The 17,475-nt window shown below is 47.6% G+C and carries 14 protein-coding genes; 5 read left to right on the top strand and 9 right to left on the bottom strand.

What is annotated here, in order from left to right:
• Positions 1–478 precede the first annotated feature (478 nt).
• A complete protein-coding gene (locus NDA06_RS23290; protein ID WP_190414997.1) occupies positions 479–1,138 on the top strand; it encodes a sigma-70 family RNA polymerase sigma factor in 660 nt (219 codons plus the stop codon).
• Positions 1,139–1,524: 386 nt separating this feature from the next.
• A complete protein-coding gene (locus NDA06_RS23285) occupies positions 1,525–2,088 on the top strand; it encodes a Fis family transcriptional regulator (RefSeq protein ID WP_242030352.1) in 564 nt (187 codons plus the stop codon).
• Between the two features lie 56 nt (positions 2,089–2,144).
• Here the strand turns inward: NDA06_RS23285 and NDA06_RS23280 are convergent, their stop codons facing one another.
• Positions 2,145–2,558 carry a gamma-glutamylcyclotransferase gene (locus NDA06_RS23280; protein ID WP_199300287.1) on the bottom strand — a complete coding sequence of 138 codons (414 nt, stop codon included), beginning with the start codon at positions 2,556–2,558 and terminating at the stop codon, positions 2,145–2,147.
• A gap of 433 nt (positions 2,559–2,991) precedes the next feature.
• Between NDA06_RS23280 and leuS the strand changes: the two genes are divergently transcribed.
• Complete coding sequence (gene leuS / locus NDA06_RS23275; RefSeq protein ID WP_190985043.1) at positions 2,992–5,565, top strand: leucine--tRNA ligase; 2,574 nt, start codon at positions 2,992–2,994, stop codon at positions 5,563–5,565.
• Between the two features lie 362 nt (positions 5,566–5,927).
• Entirely contained in the window at positions 5,928–6,509 is a 582-nt protein-coding gene (locus tag NDA06_RS23270; RefSeq protein ID WP_190985044.1) for a TIGR00730 family Rossman fold protein, read from the top strand.
• A gap of 231 nt (positions 6,510–6,740) precedes the next feature.
• Here the strand turns inward: NDA06_RS23270 and NDA06_RS23265 are convergent, their stop codons facing one another.
• The 5 genes from NDA06_RS23265 to NDA06_RS23245 form a co-directional block, all read right to left on the bottom strand.
• Positions 6,741–7,319, bottom strand: a complete 579-nt coding sequence (locus tag NDA06_RS23265; protein ID WP_190985045.1) for a hypothetical protein — start codon at positions 7,317–7,319, stop codon at positions 6,741–6,743.
• A gap of 309 nt (positions 7,320–7,628) precedes the next feature.
• Positions 7,629–7,856, bottom strand: a complete 228-nt coding sequence (locus NDA06_RS23260; RefSeq protein ID WP_190985046.1) for a patatin-like phospholipase family protein — start codon at positions 7,854–7,856, stop codon at positions 7,629–7,631.
• Between the two features lie 357 nt (positions 7,857–8,213).
• Positions 8,214–8,372 (bottom strand): hypothetical protein, encoded by a 159-nt coding sequence (locus NDA06_RS23255; RefSeq protein WP_190431998.1) that lies wholly within the window; start codon positions 8,370–8,372, stop codon positions 8,214–8,216.
• Positions 8,317–9,159 carry an SDR family oxidoreductase gene (locus NDA06_RS23250; protein WP_190985047.1) on the bottom strand — a complete coding sequence of 281 codons (843 nt, stop codon included), beginning with the start codon at positions 9,157–9,159 and terminating at the stop codon, positions 8,317–8,319. The genes NDA06_RS23255 and NDA06_RS23250 overlap by 56 nt, the downstream gene beginning before the upstream one ends.
• A gap of 203 nt (positions 9,160–9,362) precedes the next feature.
• Complete coding sequence (locus tag NDA06_RS23245) at positions 9,363–12,812, bottom strand: lipoxygenase family protein (protein ID WP_242047381.1); 3,450 nt, start codon at positions 12,810–12,812, stop codon at positions 9,363–9,365.
• 795 nt (positions 12,813–13,607) lie between these two features.
• On the opposite strand from NDA06_RS23245, the gene NDA06_RS23240 reads away from it, so the two are divergent.
• Positions 13,608–15,023 (top strand): ATP-binding protein, encoded by a 1,416-nt coding sequence (locus NDA06_RS23240; protein WP_190431993.1) that lies wholly within the window; start codon positions 13,608–13,610, stop codon positions 15,021–15,023.
• Between the two features lie 9 nt (positions 15,024–15,032).
• Here the strand turns inward: NDA06_RS23240 and NDA06_RS23235 are convergent, their stop codons facing one another.
• From NDA06_RS23235 to psb27, 3 genes are all read right to left on the bottom strand, one after another.
• Complete coding sequence (locus NDA06_RS23235) at positions 15,033–16,565, bottom strand: family 10 glycosylhydrolase (protein WP_347277010.1); 1,533 nt, start codon at positions 16,563–16,565, stop codon at positions 15,033–15,035.
• Between the two features lie 270 nt (positions 16,566–16,835).
• On the bottom strand, positions 16,836–16,970 hold the full coding sequence (locus tag NDA06_RS23230) for a hypothetical protein (RefSeq protein WP_277877665.1): 135 nt from the start codon (positions 16,968–16,970) through the stop codon (positions 16,836–16,838).
• A 135-nt stretch (positions 16,971–17,105) separates the two neighbouring features.
• Positions 17,106–17,475, bottom strand: a 370-nt coding sequence (psb27, locus tag NDA06_RS23225) for a photosystem II protein Psb27 (RefSeq protein WP_348251881.1), incomplete at its 5' end; no start/stop codon positions are given.

Genomic DNA, 17,475 nt, shown 5'->3' with positions numbered 1-17,475 from the left:
CAATGATAAACTCTTCTATAGAAAACATTCGTCCCACTCCAGCTAGTTGAGTTGTACTTCTAGCATTGTCGGGTGGGACTTTCCTATTCAAAACTTAATTGCACATCGCGTAAGGTATGAATATTACTGGCGTTACAGGTTTAACAGACGCGCAGAAAGCGACCCTGAAAGCGCTGGGGGCAGTAGCGTTGGAATGATATTTTCCTCATCTTCTGTAATCCTGGGTGTAATTATATTCGCCTGTAACTCCGACTAGAAATGACTTTCTCCTAAATCGCCCTTCCCCCTCTGCCTGGAAAGCTCTGGTTTTCCGGATGGAGTGTCACAAGTTCGTATTTATATGAATAACTCCCGACGTTGATCCTTCGATTCGCTACATTGGTGTAGAACGCCATTTAGCATTCCGCCGCAAGCGGGAACCATTGTCAAAGTGGCAGCGTCTTGGAGGGTTAGGATGTTTTAACCCCTATATCCATCCATGACTCAATCGATTCCTGTATCCTGGTCAACAGCTGAAGCAACGGTTTCTCAAGCGCCGGTGCAACCTGAAAAACTGTCAAACTACGATCTAATTCTGCATTGTCAGGCGGGGCTGCGTCCTGACCGCGCTGCCTTTGCCGAACTTTTGCGCCGGTATCAGTCTCATGTCGATAAGATTTTGTACCATCTGGCTCCAGATTGGCAGGATCGGGCAGATTTAGCTCAAGAAGTCTGGATTCGGGTTTACCGCAATATTAAGCGGTTGCAGGAGCCAGTCAAGTTCCGGGGATGGTTGAGCCGGATTGCCACGAACCTGTTTTATGATGAGCTGCGTAAACGCAAACGGGTGTCTCATCCCCTGTCGTTAGATGCGCCTCGCATGATGGATGACGGCGAAATGGATTGGGAAATTGCATCTGACAATCCAAGTCCCGACGAAGACATGACGACGCGGGAATTTTATGAGCAGCTGCATGAAGCGATCGCCGATCTGCCAGAGGTGTTTCGCACTACCATCGTCCTGAGAGAAATCGAAGGCATGGCTTATGAAGAAATTGCCGAAATCACAGGTGTCTCCCTGGGAACGGTAAAATCTAGAATTGCTAGAGCGCGTCAGCGCCTGCAATCTCAGCTGCAAAACTACCTAGACGGAAATTAATCTAACTTAGGGATAGAATCTGGTTTCAGCTATTCGGTGGATTCGTACCTCCGGGGTTGCCGATTATCTTTAAAGCAGTAGGATAGCCTTCCTTGTTCGCTGAAGTGCTGCAAGGTGTGGCTTCCAAGAAACGATTTCAGATAGGTCGTGAAAAAAGGGTAGATTTTTACTGGGTGCGATCGCTTGCTAAAAACTAGACTAAGCGTAAATCGTTAAGTTCACCCTTGGTTGTCACGGATTAAGTCAGCTCCCCATTACTTGTGTTTTACTTCTTGGCAAAACAGTTAAGATTGTAATGAAATACAAGTTTCTACGTATATACTGAATGTGGCAAAGATTAGTGACTGCTCTGCTTTCCTATTGTGTGACTTGCTGGTGATGTGAAAATGACCTCTGATTTGAACAATCGTAAGGATTCTGGACAGCGGTGCCCTGCAAACGCACAAGTCTCTAAGGAGATGGATATTTTGCAACGCGATCGCTTTGAATTGCTCAGTGCCTACTTAGATAGTGAAGTAACCGCTGACGAGCGCAAACAAGTTCAGGAATGGCTTAAAAGTGACCCCAAAATGCAGTGTTTGTATACCAGACTGGTGAAATTACGCCAGGGTTTACAAACAATTCCCGTTCCAGAGTCCGAGCAATCAGCAGAACAGGCTGTTAATCAAGTTTTCGGACGCATCAACCGCCGCCGCTCCCAACGGGTTGCTGCATGGGGTGGCGCAGCGATCGCAGCTTTGTTTGTCGGCGCTTTGTCAGGAATTCTTCCGGGTAATCACTCCCTGAGTCCCCAACTAGCAAAAGCTCCCATTTCAGAGACAGCAGCAGAGCCTTTGATGGTTGCCCTGAATCATCCCGCAGTGGAGATTCCCAAAGCAGCAGTCGCGGCTCCAGAAAAATTTGTGAAGCCATCAGTAGATGGATCTGACGCCAAGGGATATCAGAATTAATCCGCTTTGACTTAAAAAATATTGAGCAATGAGTGATGAGTTTTGGAATGAACTCATCACTCATTGTTTTTTAAGTGGCTCCACCATCCAGAGGTCAGCAGAATCCCTTTTTGGCGTCTAACCCGATCAACGCTCATCAAGTAAGCCCAAGCTATTGCTAGTGGCTGCCCAGATGGTTTATAGGTCTCAATTTGATGCCGGTTATATTCATTTTGTGCCTCTGGACGGCTAGGGTCATAGCCTTCCAGATTATCCAATTTCTGTAACACAGTTGAATCGGGAAAAGTGAGTATGAACCCGTGAATTTTTGCATTGCCAGGGATCATTGCGGGATACCCTGCTGGGAGGGAAAAAAGTTCGCCGAATGCGATCGCTCTTTTTTCTTCCACCACCTTTCCAGCACAGTATCGCTCGTAATTGCACTCTCCCGGTTTCAAAGTGCCGTAAACAAAAACTTGTAAATTATTCAAAATGTACTTGCTATAGATATGTAAAAGATTGCTGCTAAAAAAATATTACTCTTACTTAACACCGTAACGTAATTTAAAATGATTTATTAACTCCTATTCTTACTCTTTTTTCACGTTCTATATGGCTAATACATATAGGCTATCCTCCTTCGAGCATGGCAACGCGCTCGCTAGTGGTTTCTAAGGGCAAAGTGCAGGCTCCGCAAACGCAGTTTTTTCAAAAAATATCCACTCACTCAAATAGGATTGCGATAAACACTGATTATCCTTAGTGCAGTTCAGCTCCTATCTGCGTAGGATGTGGATATCTTCGGCGTCAGCAAAAAACAGAAAAATTTAAATCGATAGTGTAGCCTACCGTCCAGACTATGGTGAACAGTTGTGTCAGAATATTGAGGCAAACACGATTACTAATCCAGCAGGAGTTTTTTCCGTGGAGTCCCGTTACAACCCAGCAGCAATCGAGGAAAAGTGGCAACAGGCTTGGGCAGAACAAAGCTTAGATCAAACCCCTACAGATAGCACTAAGCCCAAGTTCTATGCTCTGTCCATGTTCCCCTATCCATCGGGCAGCCTGCACATGGGACACGTCCGCAACTACACCATCACGGATGTGATTGCCCGACTCAAGCGGATGCAAGGGTATCGCGTACTCCATCCAATGGGTTGGGATGCCTTTGGTTTGCCAGCCGAAAATGCCGCTATTGACCGGGGTATTGCTCCCGGAAAATGGACTTATCAAAATATTGCTCAGATGCGGCATCAATTGCAGCAATTAGGGCTTTCAATCGACTGGAACCGCGAAGTTGCTACCTGTTCGCCGGATTATTACAAGTGGACGCAGTGGATCTTCTTGCAGTTTTTGAAAGCCGGACTAGCTTACCAGAAAGAAGCCGCCGTCAATTGGGACCCCATCGACCAGACGGTGCTGGCAAACGAACAAGTCGATAGCGAGGGCAAATCTTGGCGTTCCGGTGCTAAAGTCGAACGGAAAATGTTGCGGCAGTGGTTCCTGAAAATTACCGACTACGCCGAGCAATTGCTCAACGATTTGGACAAATTGAGCGGATGGCCCGATCGAGTCAAGTTGATGCAGGCGAACTGGATTGGTAAATCCACTGGCGCTTACCTAGAATTTCCGATTGTCGGGTTGGATGAAAAAATCGGTGTTTTCACTACCCGTCCCGATACCGTCTATGGTGTGACTTACGTGGTGCTAGCGCCAGAACATCCTTTGACTGCCAAAGTAACGACTCCAGACCGAAAAGAGGCGGTAGAAGGATTTATCCAAGAAGTCGCCCAAGAAAGCGAATTGGAACGCACCGCAGAGGATAAGCCAAAACGCGGTATTCCGACTGGTGGGAAGGCGATGAATCCTTTTACGGGAGAAGAGATTCCCATCTGGATTGCCGATTACGTATTGTACGAGTACGGCACTGGCGCGGTGATGGGTGTTCCAGCCCACGACACGCGGGACTTCCGGTTTGCTAAGGAGCAGAATCTCCCCATTCAGGTTGTAATTGTTCCGCCAGGGGATGATGTAGAGACGGGAAATATCGCATCTCTACAGGAAGCTTATACCGAACCAGGAATTTTGGTGAATTCAGACCAATTTAATGGGATGGATTCAATTAAAGCGAAGACAGGGATTGTTGAGTACGCGGAAAAAGAGGGTTGGGGGAAAGCGCGGGTGCAGTATCGCCTGCGGGATTGGTTAATTTCGCGGCAACGCTATTGGGGGGCACCCATTCCGGCAATTCACTGTCCCAGCTGTGGTACGGTGCCGGTGCCGGATGAAGACTTGCCGGTTCGATTGCCGGAAGAGGTAGAATTCACGGGTCGTGGGGCGTCTCCATTGGCGCAGATGGAAGCTTTTGTCAATGTTCCTTGTCCCTCTTGCGGCACCCCAGCCAAGCGAGAGACGGACACGATGGATACATTTATTGATTCGTCGTGGTATTTCTTGCGCTATCCCGATGCCAAAAACGAACAGCACGTTTTTGATCCCGCAAAAACCAATGACTGGATGCCCGTAGACCAGTATGTGGGCGGGATTGAACACGCGATTTTGCACTTGTTGTACTCGCGGTTTTTTACCAAGGTTTTGAGAGACTGCGGTCTTTTAAACTTCGACGAACCCTTCCAACGCCTGCTAACTCAGGGCATGGTGCAGGGCACTACCTACAAAAATCCTGCCACTGACAAATACATTCCCGCGGCACAGGTAGATCCAGCCGATCCAAAAGACCCAGAAACGGGGGAACCGTTGCAAGTCTTCTATGAAAAGATGTCCAAGTCGAAGTACAACGGCATCGATCCAGAGGAAGTCCTCGCCAAGTACGGGGCAGATACAGCGCGGATGTTTATCTTGTTCAAGGCACCTCCAGAAAAAGATTTGGAATGGGATGATGCCGACGTTGAAGGACAATTTCGCTTCCTCAACCGCGTCTGGCGACTGGTGGCAGAATTTGTCGCACAGAGTCCCTCTAGCTCCCCTGACAAAGGCGGGGAGATGAATAAGGGCGAAAAAGACTTGCGACGGGCAATTCACGGTGCGATTCAAGCGGTTACGGAAGATTTAGAGGGCGAGTATCAATTCAATACAGCAATTTCCGAGTTAATGAAGTTGAGCAATGCTTTAGCTGACGCCAAATGCAAAGACTCGCCAGTATATGCCGAAGGGATAGAAACTCTGATTCACTTGATGGCTCCCTTTGCCCCTCACATTGCTGAAGAACTGTGGCACACAATCGGTCACAGCGATTCGGTACACACCCAAACTTGGCCTACCGTCGATCCGGCTGCCTTAGTGGTTGATGAAATCACGCTGGTGATTCAAGTGATGGGCAAAACCCGTGGAGCGATTCAAGTGCCCGCTGATGCAAATCGGGAAGCTTTAGAACAGTATGCCCGCGAGTCAGAAGTTGCTCAGCGGTTCATCGAAGGCAAGGAAATAAAAAAGGTGATTGTAGTGCCTGGAAAGTTAGTGAATTTTGTGGTGGGTTGAAAAGAGAGGCTACGCGATCGCCCTCTTGCCATCTCGGTTCAGAAAAAGAGTGCGATCGCTATTCCATTCAATTATCAAAGCCTCCAGTCTTCTTCAATAATCCTCGTGCTTGAACTTCTCAAAGTCTTTGGGCGAAACTTGTTCTTCAGCAGCTGCCTGACCAATCTTGCTCTGGACTAGATTGCTCTGGAATCAGAAGAAAGTTTTGATAACTGGTTGCAAGTCTAAAAATCACCCATTCAGGTGAGTCAGCTGGGTGAAGTACTCGAGTGTCTGGGATAAGAGAATTTGGTGTTACTCAAGGTACGATGTCACATCAAATGTTTTGGTAAGGTTTATTAGGAGTTGGGGTAGCGATCGGGATGAAAAGCGTATGCATTTTTTGCGGTTCCAACAAAGGCTTACGACCCGCCTACGCGGAGGCAGCCCAGCAAATGGGTGAAGCGCTAGCACTCCGAGGAATTAGTCTAGTCTACGGTGGTGGAAATGTTGGATTAATGGGAATAGTTGCCGATGCGGCACTAGCAGCAGGAGGTGAGGTCATTGGTGTGATTCCTAAAGCCTTAGTGGACAAGGAAATTGCTCATAGGGGTCTAACCGATCTGCAAGTTGTTGGTTCAATGCACGAGCGCAAAGCTTTAATGGCAGAACTGTCGGATGCGTTTGTGGCACTACCAGGAGGCTATGGAACGTTTGAGGAATTTTGCGAGGTGCTGACTTGGGCACAACTAGGCATACACCAAAAGCCATGCGGTCTGCTGAATATCGAGGGTTATTATGACCACCTGATTGCGTTCTTCGATCGCGCGGTTGGCGAAGCGTTTTTGCGTCCTCAGCACCGTTCGCTTGTGCTGGAAGAGCAGGAACCGATGCTACTACTTGATACGCTGGCTGGATATCAACCGCTCTTAATCGATAAGTGGATTGGTCTTAACGAGACTTGACCAAGAAGGCGCTAGTGCAGCGACAGCAAAGTAACTGACCACTTCCTGGAAACGAGGGGATGAGGGGATGAGGGGGTGAGGGGGTGATATCAACTGATCGCTTACTTCTGCCGTGATGCACTAGGGAGTGGGGCTAGAGCGTTGGAAAGAGAAGAGGACTAGACCAAGGTGGCAGAAATAACCCAGAGGGTGAAATTCTCCTCCTCACCCTCTCACCCCCTCACCCCCTCATCAGCGCTGGAACTGGGAAACTAAGGCTTCAACTTGATCTACGCAGTCGATAGATGTCACTGAGTTTGGGTCGATGTTTGGCGGTAATTTCAGCTGCTTGAAGCGTTTCTTTGTAAATGAGGTTGTATAGCGGTGATAGGTGAGCAACTTGCGGTTGAAGTCCTCAACCGCCTGGGAGGGTGACATTTCAGGACTTGAGCTACCTGTTTCTAACGGTTGCATTCCGTTAATGGAAGGTACGGAAACATCTGACAGCTCACGATTAATCTGCTCGGATCTAGGTGTATAGCTAATCAGCTTCATTAAAACGTTTTGCTGTACGTTTGTGTCTTCCATTAAGTCTCCGATTGCATAGCCCGCCCAGTTGAGCATCGTATATTTTTTTGCCTCACCTAACTTAATCGACTGGTTACTGAACCCTGTACCAATTGAAATCAGCAAGAGGTTATCGGTACCCGTTTCCCAACCAATTCCATATTCTTTTTGAGTTGCTTCCACAAACAACTGGAATGATGGGTTGTTAAACATACTCACAGCACCATCAACAAATTCATACTCTTGATTGCCGACAGCAAACATATGAGGCGGGAAAAAAGTTGGTGCAGCAGAACTTGCTCAAACGATATGCCAGAGTGGAATTTCGCTATTACTCTTGAAGAATTGGTTATTTGGATGGTTAACGAGGAACCAGGCTCCATCAGTTGTTACATTCTTGGAAACAATCATCAAGAGTGTTTTCAGTTGATCCGATCCAAGGGTGATGTCACCTAGAATAGACTTTATATTTTGCTCTAGCGACCCTGAATCGTACTTTGACCACAGTTGCCCGAGCAGCCAACGTTTACTAAACATTGTCTGAGCATCGTTATAAAAAATATCACGCAATGCTCACGCTGACATTCCTTTAGCGAGTCCTGCTGCTAAAATTGCACCTGCACTCGTGCCGCCAATGAAGTCGAAGTAATCAGCCAAACACTTCCAAGGCGAATTAGGTTGGTTGTAGAGTATGTCTTCTAACTTAATTAGAATTTCAACCACAATTAGTCCACGAATACCGCCACCATCCATTGACAGTAAGCGCTTGGGTCGTTTTAAATTCAATTTGTTCAAGGTCATTGCTTATTCCTTATTTAAGGATTTTTTTAAAGTCAAGTGAAAAAAATAATATCCCACGGCTTTAGATTGCATATGTATTCGGTTATAATTGGTGTTTTTAGAGCCATTAAATTATCAATTTTCAACGTTTTAACTGAGTCCTAAAAAATATTTTAAATTAAGTTTCTCTCGGCTTATACCTTGTCTCTTGTTGCTAAAAAGCATTTCCTCTTGAGCGGTAACTAAACATCACTTCTGGATGTTGGTAATTGAGAATAGGTAATGGGTCATTAAGGAAACCAATTACCTATTACTAGCCACTAAAAGGAGGATTGATTTTAACCACATTGCAGACCTGCTCTGGCTATGCCAGTCAGATTAAAGTTCGTTGAAGTTATCGTGTGACGGCGGCGCGATCGCAATTTCTACCAATAAGGGGACGAGGGGAGAATTGCGTCGCAGGTGGTGTTTGAAATCCTCGTCAAGGCAGGCGATCGCCTGAAAACTCGACCACCGAATCGCCCGTGGGATCGACATATTTGCTTGAGACAAGACCACGGATGAGGTCGGACGTCTGGTATCTGAAATGTGGCACATCGGCGGTGGCAGCTTCGGCAATGACTTTTGCAATATCGTCACCTGTCTGCCCTATTGTGGAAAAGACTTGCTCCGTTGCGGAGAGGTATGCATCGAGCATCTTACTATATGCTTCGGGAACGGGCCGCTGCAAATTTGCTCTAGTCTCTAGGACGGATGCGACGAACTCTGTGTTGATCGCGCCCGGTTCGATGAGGGACACAGAGATACCGAGGCGTTTAACAACGGGAGCAAGACTCTCCATAAAACCCTCGACCGCAAATTTAGCGGCGCAATACGCATCGTTGAATGGGTGCCCGATGAGACCGCCGACGCTGGTAACTGTAATGATTCGCCCCGAACCGGCAGAGCGCATCAGCGGTAGGACAGCTTGGGTGACACGCCAGACGCCGAAAAAATTGACATCCATTGTTTGATTTAGATCGTCAATCGATGTTTGCTCAAGGGTTCCTAGGTAGCCAGCGCCTGCATTATTGACAAGCACATCGATCCGACCGTAATCGCGGACAACAGAGTTTACGCACTCGTCAATGGAGGCTGCGTCCTGAACATCCAGTCTACGCACTTCGAGCGTAACATTTTCCGTCTTTGCTCGCGTTTCAAGAGGATTACGCTTTTCTAGGTTACGCATGGTCGCAACGACGGTGAAGCCTGACTGCGCTAGTAACACCGCCGTACTCAATCCGACGCCCGATGATGTGCCTGTGACGAGTGCGATTCGATTCATTATTTTCCTCCGTAAATCCGTAAGACTGCTGCCCGTTTCGTTTGCCGCCTAACTATTTAATTAAACTGACTAAGTCAAAACTGACTAAGTCAGTCTAACTTCCCCAATGGGGTTCGCCGTAGCTTTATAGCAGAATTTAGTAGTAGGTACAGAAGTATCTACTACTAAGTTGTTGTGGCAGTGTTGTACCAGTTCCCTAAGTCCTAAATATCAGTGCTGTAGGCAATCTGCTTGGGTGACAGGTAGGGATAGGGAATTTTACCTTCCTGTTCCAGCTTTTTGTTCCGTTCCTCAATCTCCACTGCTATCAGATTTAGCTTCGCCATAAAAATAGCGTGGATTGAGGAGAACCGATCGTTTGCTAACGGTAATTGGAACAGTAGATGCAAAGACGGGGTGGTGAGCAGGTAGGAGAAAGAAACTTCAAAGTGAGAAATTGTAATGCTCTGCAAAGCTTCCATCACGTATTCCATTGTGATATCGCCTTCAGTTTCAGGTACTGGCTTATCCAGAACGTTGGGTCGGTTGGGGATATACGCTAGGTATTCCTTTTGGGGGAAGTTGACTGCGGAATGTTGGGCACTGGCTAGAAAAATAATGTTGGTTAGAGTTTTCACCAACAGCTCCCGCGTTTCAATAGCAGCCGGAAAACCAGAAACAGCTCCACGCTCCGGATCGGCAGTTTCCTGCGCCCAAGCTTGGATAACTTTATCTGCTGCCACTGCGGCATCATCCTTATACACAGCCGCTACAATATTGCCGACATAGTCAGTAATTGCATTCCAAATCTTGAACCCATCGTCGCGGAAGTAGTAGTCTTCAACGCCGTCCGAACCCTTCTCATCAAATCCGCGTGATAATAGCTCTTGCGGGAAGCTCATACCAGAAAAGTCCCACTTCTTCAATGCCTTCAGCAATAGCTGCATCGCTCCCGCAGTGCCCGTGGCGAAGGTTTGATTAGTAAAGGGAGCAATGTAAGAAACCAAAGTTTGACGAGCAAAGTAGTTGATGCCGATGGTGTCTTCAAAGTGCGGCTTCAGCAGTTGACCAATTGGGTGATCTTTGGGAAAGGCGTTGTGATGGCTGATGGCAAAAGGTTCTATAACCAAGTGCGTGAAGCCCAAGTGGTAGATAAACTGGTGGTACTGGTTGTCAGCACAGACTGCATGAATCTTCGCTAGTAAATACTTGTTGGGATAGGGTGAGTTAGGAGTGTAAACCTCGTTTTTACGGTCTTTATGGCGCGTTAGTTGGATGCCGAGAATGTTCAGCCGCGACTTTCCATCTTTCAGTAGTTCCCGGTATACCAACACGAATGCGGGATAGAAAACTTTACTGCAAAGTTGAGGGATATCTTCTAGATATCCGTAATCCAGCAAGAACAAGCGTTTTTGGGCGATCAGCTCAGGGATAGTTTTCCCTTGCGCCGTCAGGTGTGCCATGTCTTTGGGGATAACACTTTCGTCTGTGCAGAGTGTAATGCACATCGGGTTAACCCCTTGGATTAGCTGGCGGCAGAATTCCACATCATCCTTCCAAATTTTTGGAAGGTTATATGGCTGGTCGATCCAGCCAGAGAAGAAGGCTGTCCACGGATCGCCGCCCTCCTTCTGGATCTTCTCTAGCCTTTGTAAAAATCCCACCTGTGAGTAGAGGTACTCAGAGGCACGCTGCGAAATTAATCCCAGTTTCTGTGGTGGTAGCACTTCTCCTGGCGGTAGACCTTTCACCATGCGTGGCAAGTCCTCCATTGCCACGTCAGGTGCATCTTTCCGACGAGGATACTTTTGATATTCATACTTTTGGTCTTCACCGCCAGCATACTGCTGCACGATTTGCAAAACTTGCTGCTTAACCTCATCCAAAATCCCAGTCAGGAATGCGATCGCGTGTTGCTGCTGCATCTGTTTGGTGTTGGGCAGTTTTTCCCCTGAATCCAGCAACAGCCGCAAGGAAACGACAATCTCTCCACGCTCGGTACGCTTTAGCGGTAGCGTTTTACGTGTTACTTGACCAGATTTCAACTCGTGCAAATCAACTTCGGCAGTACCCATAAACTCATCTTTGCCGAGGTTGGCGTCCCAAACGCTGAAACGCAGCTTGCCCTCAATGCTCACCAACTCAAAGGTGAACTTTTCATTCCACAAGGGGTTGCAAGTTTGCAAACAAGCCTTCGATTCTTGTGGCTTCGCCTCGTCAAGATCGATTACGACAAAAGGATCGGGATTAAACAAGCCAGTTTTGAGCAAATCCTTGCCGCTAATCACTTCAACTTCCAGCTTGCCAATACTGGGATTAAAGTGTTTATCCAGAGATTTGATCGCTTCAGTGTAAGTTTTTTCCTGACCGCTAGTAATTTGTCCGGCAAATACGGGGCTGACTTCAGTTTCAGAAAACCAATGAATCACCGTTTCCGTCGGACTCTTGGCTGACATCTCGACAGTTGTGATAGCACTCGTGATGGGAAGACTAGGTTTGACTTCGACAAAGGAATATTTCAAGGTGTGCTTCTGGTCGTCGCGCATCTCCAGACGCTCTTTATATTCGCGCCCTGAGAGAGTCTTGAAGGAGCGTATCGCCCCAACTTCGTCTTTGCCTGGGGCATCCAATTTAACCCACTCATAAATAGGCCACCATTTCATAATCTCCTGACCAAAGGGTCTGAAGACCGCCCACACTTTGTCAATGGGGGCGCGAACGATACCTGTGACTTTTGCGCGGCTAGTTTTTTGCTGGGTGTCTTTGCGAGTGTCAAATTGCGATTTGACCCACTCAAATCGCTGGTTGAACATCTTTTCAATGCTGGCTTTGAGTTGCTGGGCATCTTGCCCCTCTTCAGGGATGAAGATGTTCTCATAGTTCACTTTGGTGACTTCGGCATTCACCTCAGAAAGCGTGACTGTAGCCCTGTAGAGATTGATCGGCATCGAAGCACTTTTGGTCATTTCATAGGCTAAGGTTCGCTCTTCGTTCGAGCAAGACACGAGGCTCTCCTCGACAACTCCACCGTTCGGGAAGAGGATCTGCCGCTTATTGTCAGGCTCTATTTTCACCCCAGTGGCGTATTGCACCCACGAGACATCCTGCCAGTTGCCAACGACAGCCCACAACTTATCTACGGGACAGTGGACATCAAACTCGAACGAACACTTGATTCCGTCTCTTCGGAGGATGAAATTAGTGACTTCAGGGATGCGCGTTGGCAGGAAGTTTTCCATAATCTTGAGTGCTTTTGCCCGATCTTCTCGGTTCTCGCTCCGCATCACGACTTCCATCGTCAGCGACACTTCTGGACCAGTCTCCGTGTCGTATACCCGCGCGGTAGCTTCGTAGAACGTGAACAGCACATTCGGCTCTGGTATGTCGATCTTCCACACGTGGTTTTGATCGTCCTTGACGACCAGCCGTTCGCGAGTGATCCCACCCCCGAACTCGAATCGGATGATGGCTCCCACGCCATTTTCCGGTTTTCCATCCCCGGTTTCCAGTTCAGTATTTTCGTGTGCGCCGAGAACTTTCTGCAACGAGAGGTAATCATCGAACCCCGACCAAAACTGGTTTACCGAAATGGGTATTTTTTGGACGTTCGTTCGCGAGACGTGTTTGCCAAACTCCAGATCGTCTGTCGAATTTAAGGTACTTAGTGAGGTCATTCCGAATATCTCCATAAATGAACGCGATGGACTGTTGATGACAATAAAGGTGCTAAATTAAGCCTTTTTGAGGGGAAAACACTATTTGTGCTTAGCTGTAATTTGGTAAAATTTGCATTTTTTACACATTGATTCCAGCGCTCCTATCAGGGGACTTTAAGTATTTTCGACTACTATTTTTCTCTAGGTAAAACAGTAGATTTATCCTGTTATTTCCTAACTCATGATTCTAGGATTTGCAAAAGATAAACATACTCATTTGCGAAGCAAAATATTCTGTTTTACTCCTAATTAATCGCGGATACTGATACAAAAACGAACATGAGAGCGTGCCCTGGAACTAAACCACAATATCCAGTCAATCAATTCCTGAAAATTTTCTCTGACAAAATGTTCGTGCTTGAACGAGTAAAATTTATTGTGGTTTGCATAAATCAAGTTTGCACCGTATCTCAAATATCAGCCGCCGAAGTTTAGGATCTAAACAAAGAACTTAAATATTTTTGCTAATCAATTCTCGGAATCCAGACATTGTCAGCTTTTCGTCTGGAAGAAAATTAAGATGCTAACTTTGCGAAGTTGCTTAAAATCGGAAAAATTTCTTAATCTTCGGATCGAACAGCCTATAGCTTTGCCATAATCGGGGTGATTAAATTCTCTAAGACTCAGGAAATCCGTATCCGAAGTTTGTAGCAGTCTATTTAGTGGGGTGGAACCTATTACCCACAGACCATATACACCGGGTTTTGCCTGCCCCACAGGTTGCTGTGTTTGTTAAACTCAGATATTTCTCTGATGAATTTACAACAACAAAAACGTAGGCGTGGTGTGATTCTCACGCCCCAAGGATTAAAGAAACTCCAGGCGGCAAAATCTGAAGCGGAAAGTTGCGAAAAATCTAACAATCGGTACACTCTGGAAGCGTTAAGCGATCGCACTGGCTTAGATCCAGATACCCTGATGAAGGTATTTGCTTGTGAAGCTGGGGTTGATAAGCGCACCCTAAGTCGCTGCTTCAGAGCTTTTAACCTCTTGTTGGAACAAAGTGATTACGATTTACCCGCTTCTAAGATTGAGACGGTTGCCGAGAGAGGAAGTGCAACGACGAAAGAAGGACGACAAGATTGGGGGGAGGCACCTGAGTATGGTGTTTTCTCCGGGCGCACAGAAGAACTGGCAACATTAACGCACTGGATTTTATCGGAACGCTGCCGATTGGTGACGCTGTTAGGAATCGGCGGAATCGGAAAAACCTGTTTGTCGGTGAAGCTAGCGCTGCAAATTCAAGATCGATTCGAGTTTGTCATCTGGCGAAGTCTACGCAATGCTCCGCCTCTCAACGAGAGGCTAGCAGAACTAATCCGATTTCTGTCAAACGAGCGGGAAACTTATTTACCCGCAACGGTAGACGGGAGAATTTCGCTATTGATTTGTTATTTAAAGCTTTCTCGCTGTCTGTTGGTATTCGATAATGCGGAGGCGATTCTGCACGGGGGCGATTTGTCCAAGCCTTCCTTGCACTTTAGCACTGGACACTATCGCCAAGGCTATGAGGATTATGGTGAACTTTTGGAAAGGATAGGAGAAACACCCCATCAAAGTTGCATGGTGCTAACAAGCCGGGAGAAGCCAAAAGGAATTGGATTACTGGAAGGAGAAACTTTACCCGTTCGAGTCCTGAAACTAAAAGGTTTGCAGGTAGCGCCAGTACAGGAAATATTGAGGGCTAAAAGTTCTTTATGGGGTTCGCCGAGCGATTGGAGCCAGCTAATTGAATATTATGCAGGAAATCCATTCGCATTAAAAATCGTCTCGACGACGATTCAAAAGTTATTCCACGGGAATATTTCTGATTTTTTAAGCCAAAAAATTACAGTGTTTGGTGAAATTCGCAATCTTTTAGATCAACAATTTAAGCGGTTGTCCGAGACGGAAAAGATAATTATTAACTGCCTCGCCCTGAGTAACCAAATCCTTTCATTTTCACAATTGCGGGAGAAGATACCGCCCTCGCTCTCACCGCAAAAACTGCTAGAAGCCTTGGAATCATTGGAAGAGCGATCGCTAATCGAAAAAAAGGCTGCATTTTTCTTTTTGCAGCCGGTGGTTATGGAATTTGTCAGCGACCAATTAATCGAAGAAAAAATTACCCAAGTGCCGCTGCGAATCGTGTCTAGCGACGAGTATCCCAGATTTGCGGCTAGGAGCTAAAAGCGATCGCTAGTCGGCACCACAGAACTTGCGATCGCGGTCTACTTCCGGTTCTTGCCAGGAAAAGGCAAAATGGCTGATTGAATTGACTTGCGGTGCCCCAGCGCGGATCGCTTGCATCTGCTGTTCTAAGGACGGACGAGAATTGAACGATTTGCCCCAAGCCCCTGCTAGTACGGGTGAAACCTGAGTGCCGGGTGGCGCAAGACTCAAAACTCGCTCAACTTGCGGGACAATGCAGCTGGTGTTGCCGCAGGTTGCATAGGACATTGGATGCCACTCCATATAACTGGGAAACCGATCCCACGGTTGCACTCTCGAATCATACCCCCCTTGACCGACGGTTTGATTCCCCTCCGGGAAAAACACTGCCCCCGTGCGGATTCTTTGTCGCTGGGCGGGCAGGCTGGCTAACGCCACAAAGTCCACAACGCCTTGAGCCGCATGGGCAACACTCAGTTGCCACAACTCCCATTGCAGTCGGGCTTGACGCTGTGAGGCGGTTGCTTTCATTTCGTCGGCCGCGGGGTTGCGTCCCTGCCAGAGGGGCGATCCCTCATCTGGGTAAAGTTTATCCACCCCTGCAACATCGCCAGCGCTAATGAATCCCTTGGTAATATATCGCTCGATCAGTTCTCGTCCCTTATTGTTGAGGGCGCGGTTATACAAAGCCTGCCGAGAACCATCTCCGTAAATCCATAAGTCTTGGACTTTCGTGACCACGGAAGCGCTTCCTGACTGGCGGGGATACCGAATGTAGTCAAACAGCACTCCATCGGGGCGGCGGCGAACCACCTCTTGAACCAGCTGGTAATAGTCTCGTTTTGCTTGGGCATTGTAAGGATCGATGAAGGCTTGAGAACCGTCCTCCGTGACCGACAAACTGGTTTTTCCCATACCATCGCGGGCTAGCGCTTGCTGTCGATCGGGTCGCTGGGAGTAGGAGTAGCCAAAGTTCATGGCGAACATCCACGCATAGACTTGCATCCCCCGTTCGCGCCCTTTGTTAATCGCTTGTGCGAGCAAGTCTACTTTCTCAGCGCCTGGAGTTCTGATGACAGAAGGCCAGGGTGTGGAGTTTTCTGCCTTAGGCAGTAGCACCTGACCGTCAGAAAAAACTTCGACATAGACCTGGTTGTAGCCCCGGTTAACCAAGCGATCCATTAATTCATCTAGTGCCCCAGGACGGATGTCACAGGGATACAGGCGCAGCCAGATTGCCTGTACGCGGGGCCAAGTTTGCTGACGACACTGCTGCAAACTCTCTGCGTGTTTTTTCAAGAGCGTTCTGTAGCGACCTTGGGAATCCGAGTTTCCCTTTACGGCTGAAACACGCAAACTTTCTTTTTGGGCGATCGCATCTGCTGAAAGCTGGCAATATGCCTTTGTTTGAGCTAGAGCGGGTTGCGAACCCAAGTAAGGGTTGATAAGACTACTACTGGTCAGAACTGCTGCAACTAAACCGCGATAGACACGCTGCCAAGTTTGCGGCAATCTTAACGATGCCTGACCCACGAACTTCCTCCTAAACACCAATCTCATAGAACTGTTAGACATGTCTACCCATCAGACGAAAGGATGGAAGATAAGGTGTCATCCGAACCGATTTCGCTGGTTGAGCATCATATCAGCACTTGTCTGAGCACTTGTCAATTGACTCTATACACAGATTTACCCGCTTTTCCGGCAAATCTCTGCTTTTTAGTAGAAATAGGCACCCCTAAGATCGACGATACCAACTGCCACGTCTGTTGTCATTTGGGCTTTTCAAACCAAAGCCCAAACAGGATTTCAAGATTTTATCTTCTGAAATTAAAACAAAATGGCGTAATCTGTCATTGCTTTGTCTGCGGCGCTTGGTCTGTAGCGCTTTATCTGCGGCGCTTTGTCTGCGGCGATCGCATCCGCCGTCTGTGCTGCGTGTTGCAGCGGATGCGATCGCTCCACTGGTTACAGTAAATTCACTCCATCTGCCATCATCCCCAACCGGGTCTCAGAGCAGTGGACGCGATCTCCATAAAAGCGATTAGCGATTAGCCAGTGAATGAACAGCTAACAGCTAACAACTCGCCAGCTAGCTCTTCAAGCTTCTCGTCTCAAAGCTGCTTCCACCTGCTGGAACTCTTGCTCTAAGCGAGTCTTCAGTTTTTCCGGCAGCGGACGATTCGGATAAGAGCTGTAATGCCCTGCTATTGAATTCAATGCAGTTCGCATCGTCGTGTAAGAACTCAGCTTAGCGACAGAGCTATCCCGCCGATAGCGAGAGGCAAAATCGTTAATAATCTGACGCGCTTGTGACTGAGCTGCTGCCTTGTCTGCCGAACCCTCTGGCAATTCAATTGCTGTTCTCAAACCTTGCAACAAAGCCAAGGTATCTTGGCGGTAATCTCCACTCAGTCCTAGCGAGCTGCTGGAGGAACAGCCCATCAATCCCATCGTAACTACCAAAACC

Source organism: Trichocoleus sp. ST-U1 (assembly GCF_039961835.1).
In the GTDB taxonomy this organism is placed as follows: Bacteria; Cyanobacteriota; Cyanobacteriia; order Cyanobacteriales; family FACHB-T130; genus FACHB-T130.
The sequence above is the reverse complement of the archived record's forward strand: the minus strand, read 5'-3'. Positions and strand labels throughout refer to the sequence as shown.

What these genes read in the sequence shown, in the direction of transcription:
- NDA06_RS23255 (WP_190431998.1), bottom strand. Translation starts at nt 8,372, where the DNA reads ATGTCGATCCCACGGGCGATTCGGTGGTCGAGTTTTCAGGCGATCGCC.
- NDA06_RS23240 (WP_190431993.1), top strand. Translation starts at nt 13,608, where the DNA reads ATGAATTTACAACAACAAAAACGTAGGCGTGGTGTGATTCTCACGCCC.
- NDA06_RS23250 (WP_190985047.1), bottom strand. Translation starts at nt 9,159, where the DNA reads ATGAATCGAATCGCACTCGTCACAGGCACATCATCGGGCGTCGGATTG.
- NDA06_RS23245 (WP_242047381.1), bottom strand. Translation starts at nt 12,812, where the DNA reads ATGACCTCACTAAGTACCTTAAATTCGACAGACGATCTGGAGTTTGGC.
- NDA06_RS23270 (WP_190985044.1), top strand. Translation starts at nt 5,928, where the DNA reads ATGAAAAGCGTATGCATTTTTTGCGGTTCCAACAAAGGCTTACGACCC.
- NDA06_RS23285 (WP_242030352.1), top strand. Translation starts at nt 1,525, where the DNA reads ATGACCTCTGATTTGAACAATCGTAAGGATTCTGGACAGCGGTGCCCT.
- NDA06_RS23265 (WP_190985045.1), bottom strand. Translation starts at nt 7,319, where the DNA reads ATGTTTGCTGTCGGCAATCAAGAGTATGAATTTGTTGATGGTGCTGTG.
- NDA06_RS23260 (WP_190985046.1), bottom strand. Translation starts at nt 7,856, where the DNA reads ATGACCTTGAACAAATTGAATTTAAAACGACCCAAGCGCTTACTGTCA.
- NDA06_RS23290 (WP_190414997.1), top strand. Translation starts at nt 479, where the DNA reads ATGACTCAATCGATTCCTGTATCCTGGTCAACAGCTGAAGCAACGGTT.
- NDA06_RS23235 (WP_347277010.1), bottom strand. Translation starts at nt 16,565, where the DNA reads ATGAGATTGGTGTTTAGGAGGAAGTTCGTGGGTCAGGCATCGTTAAGA.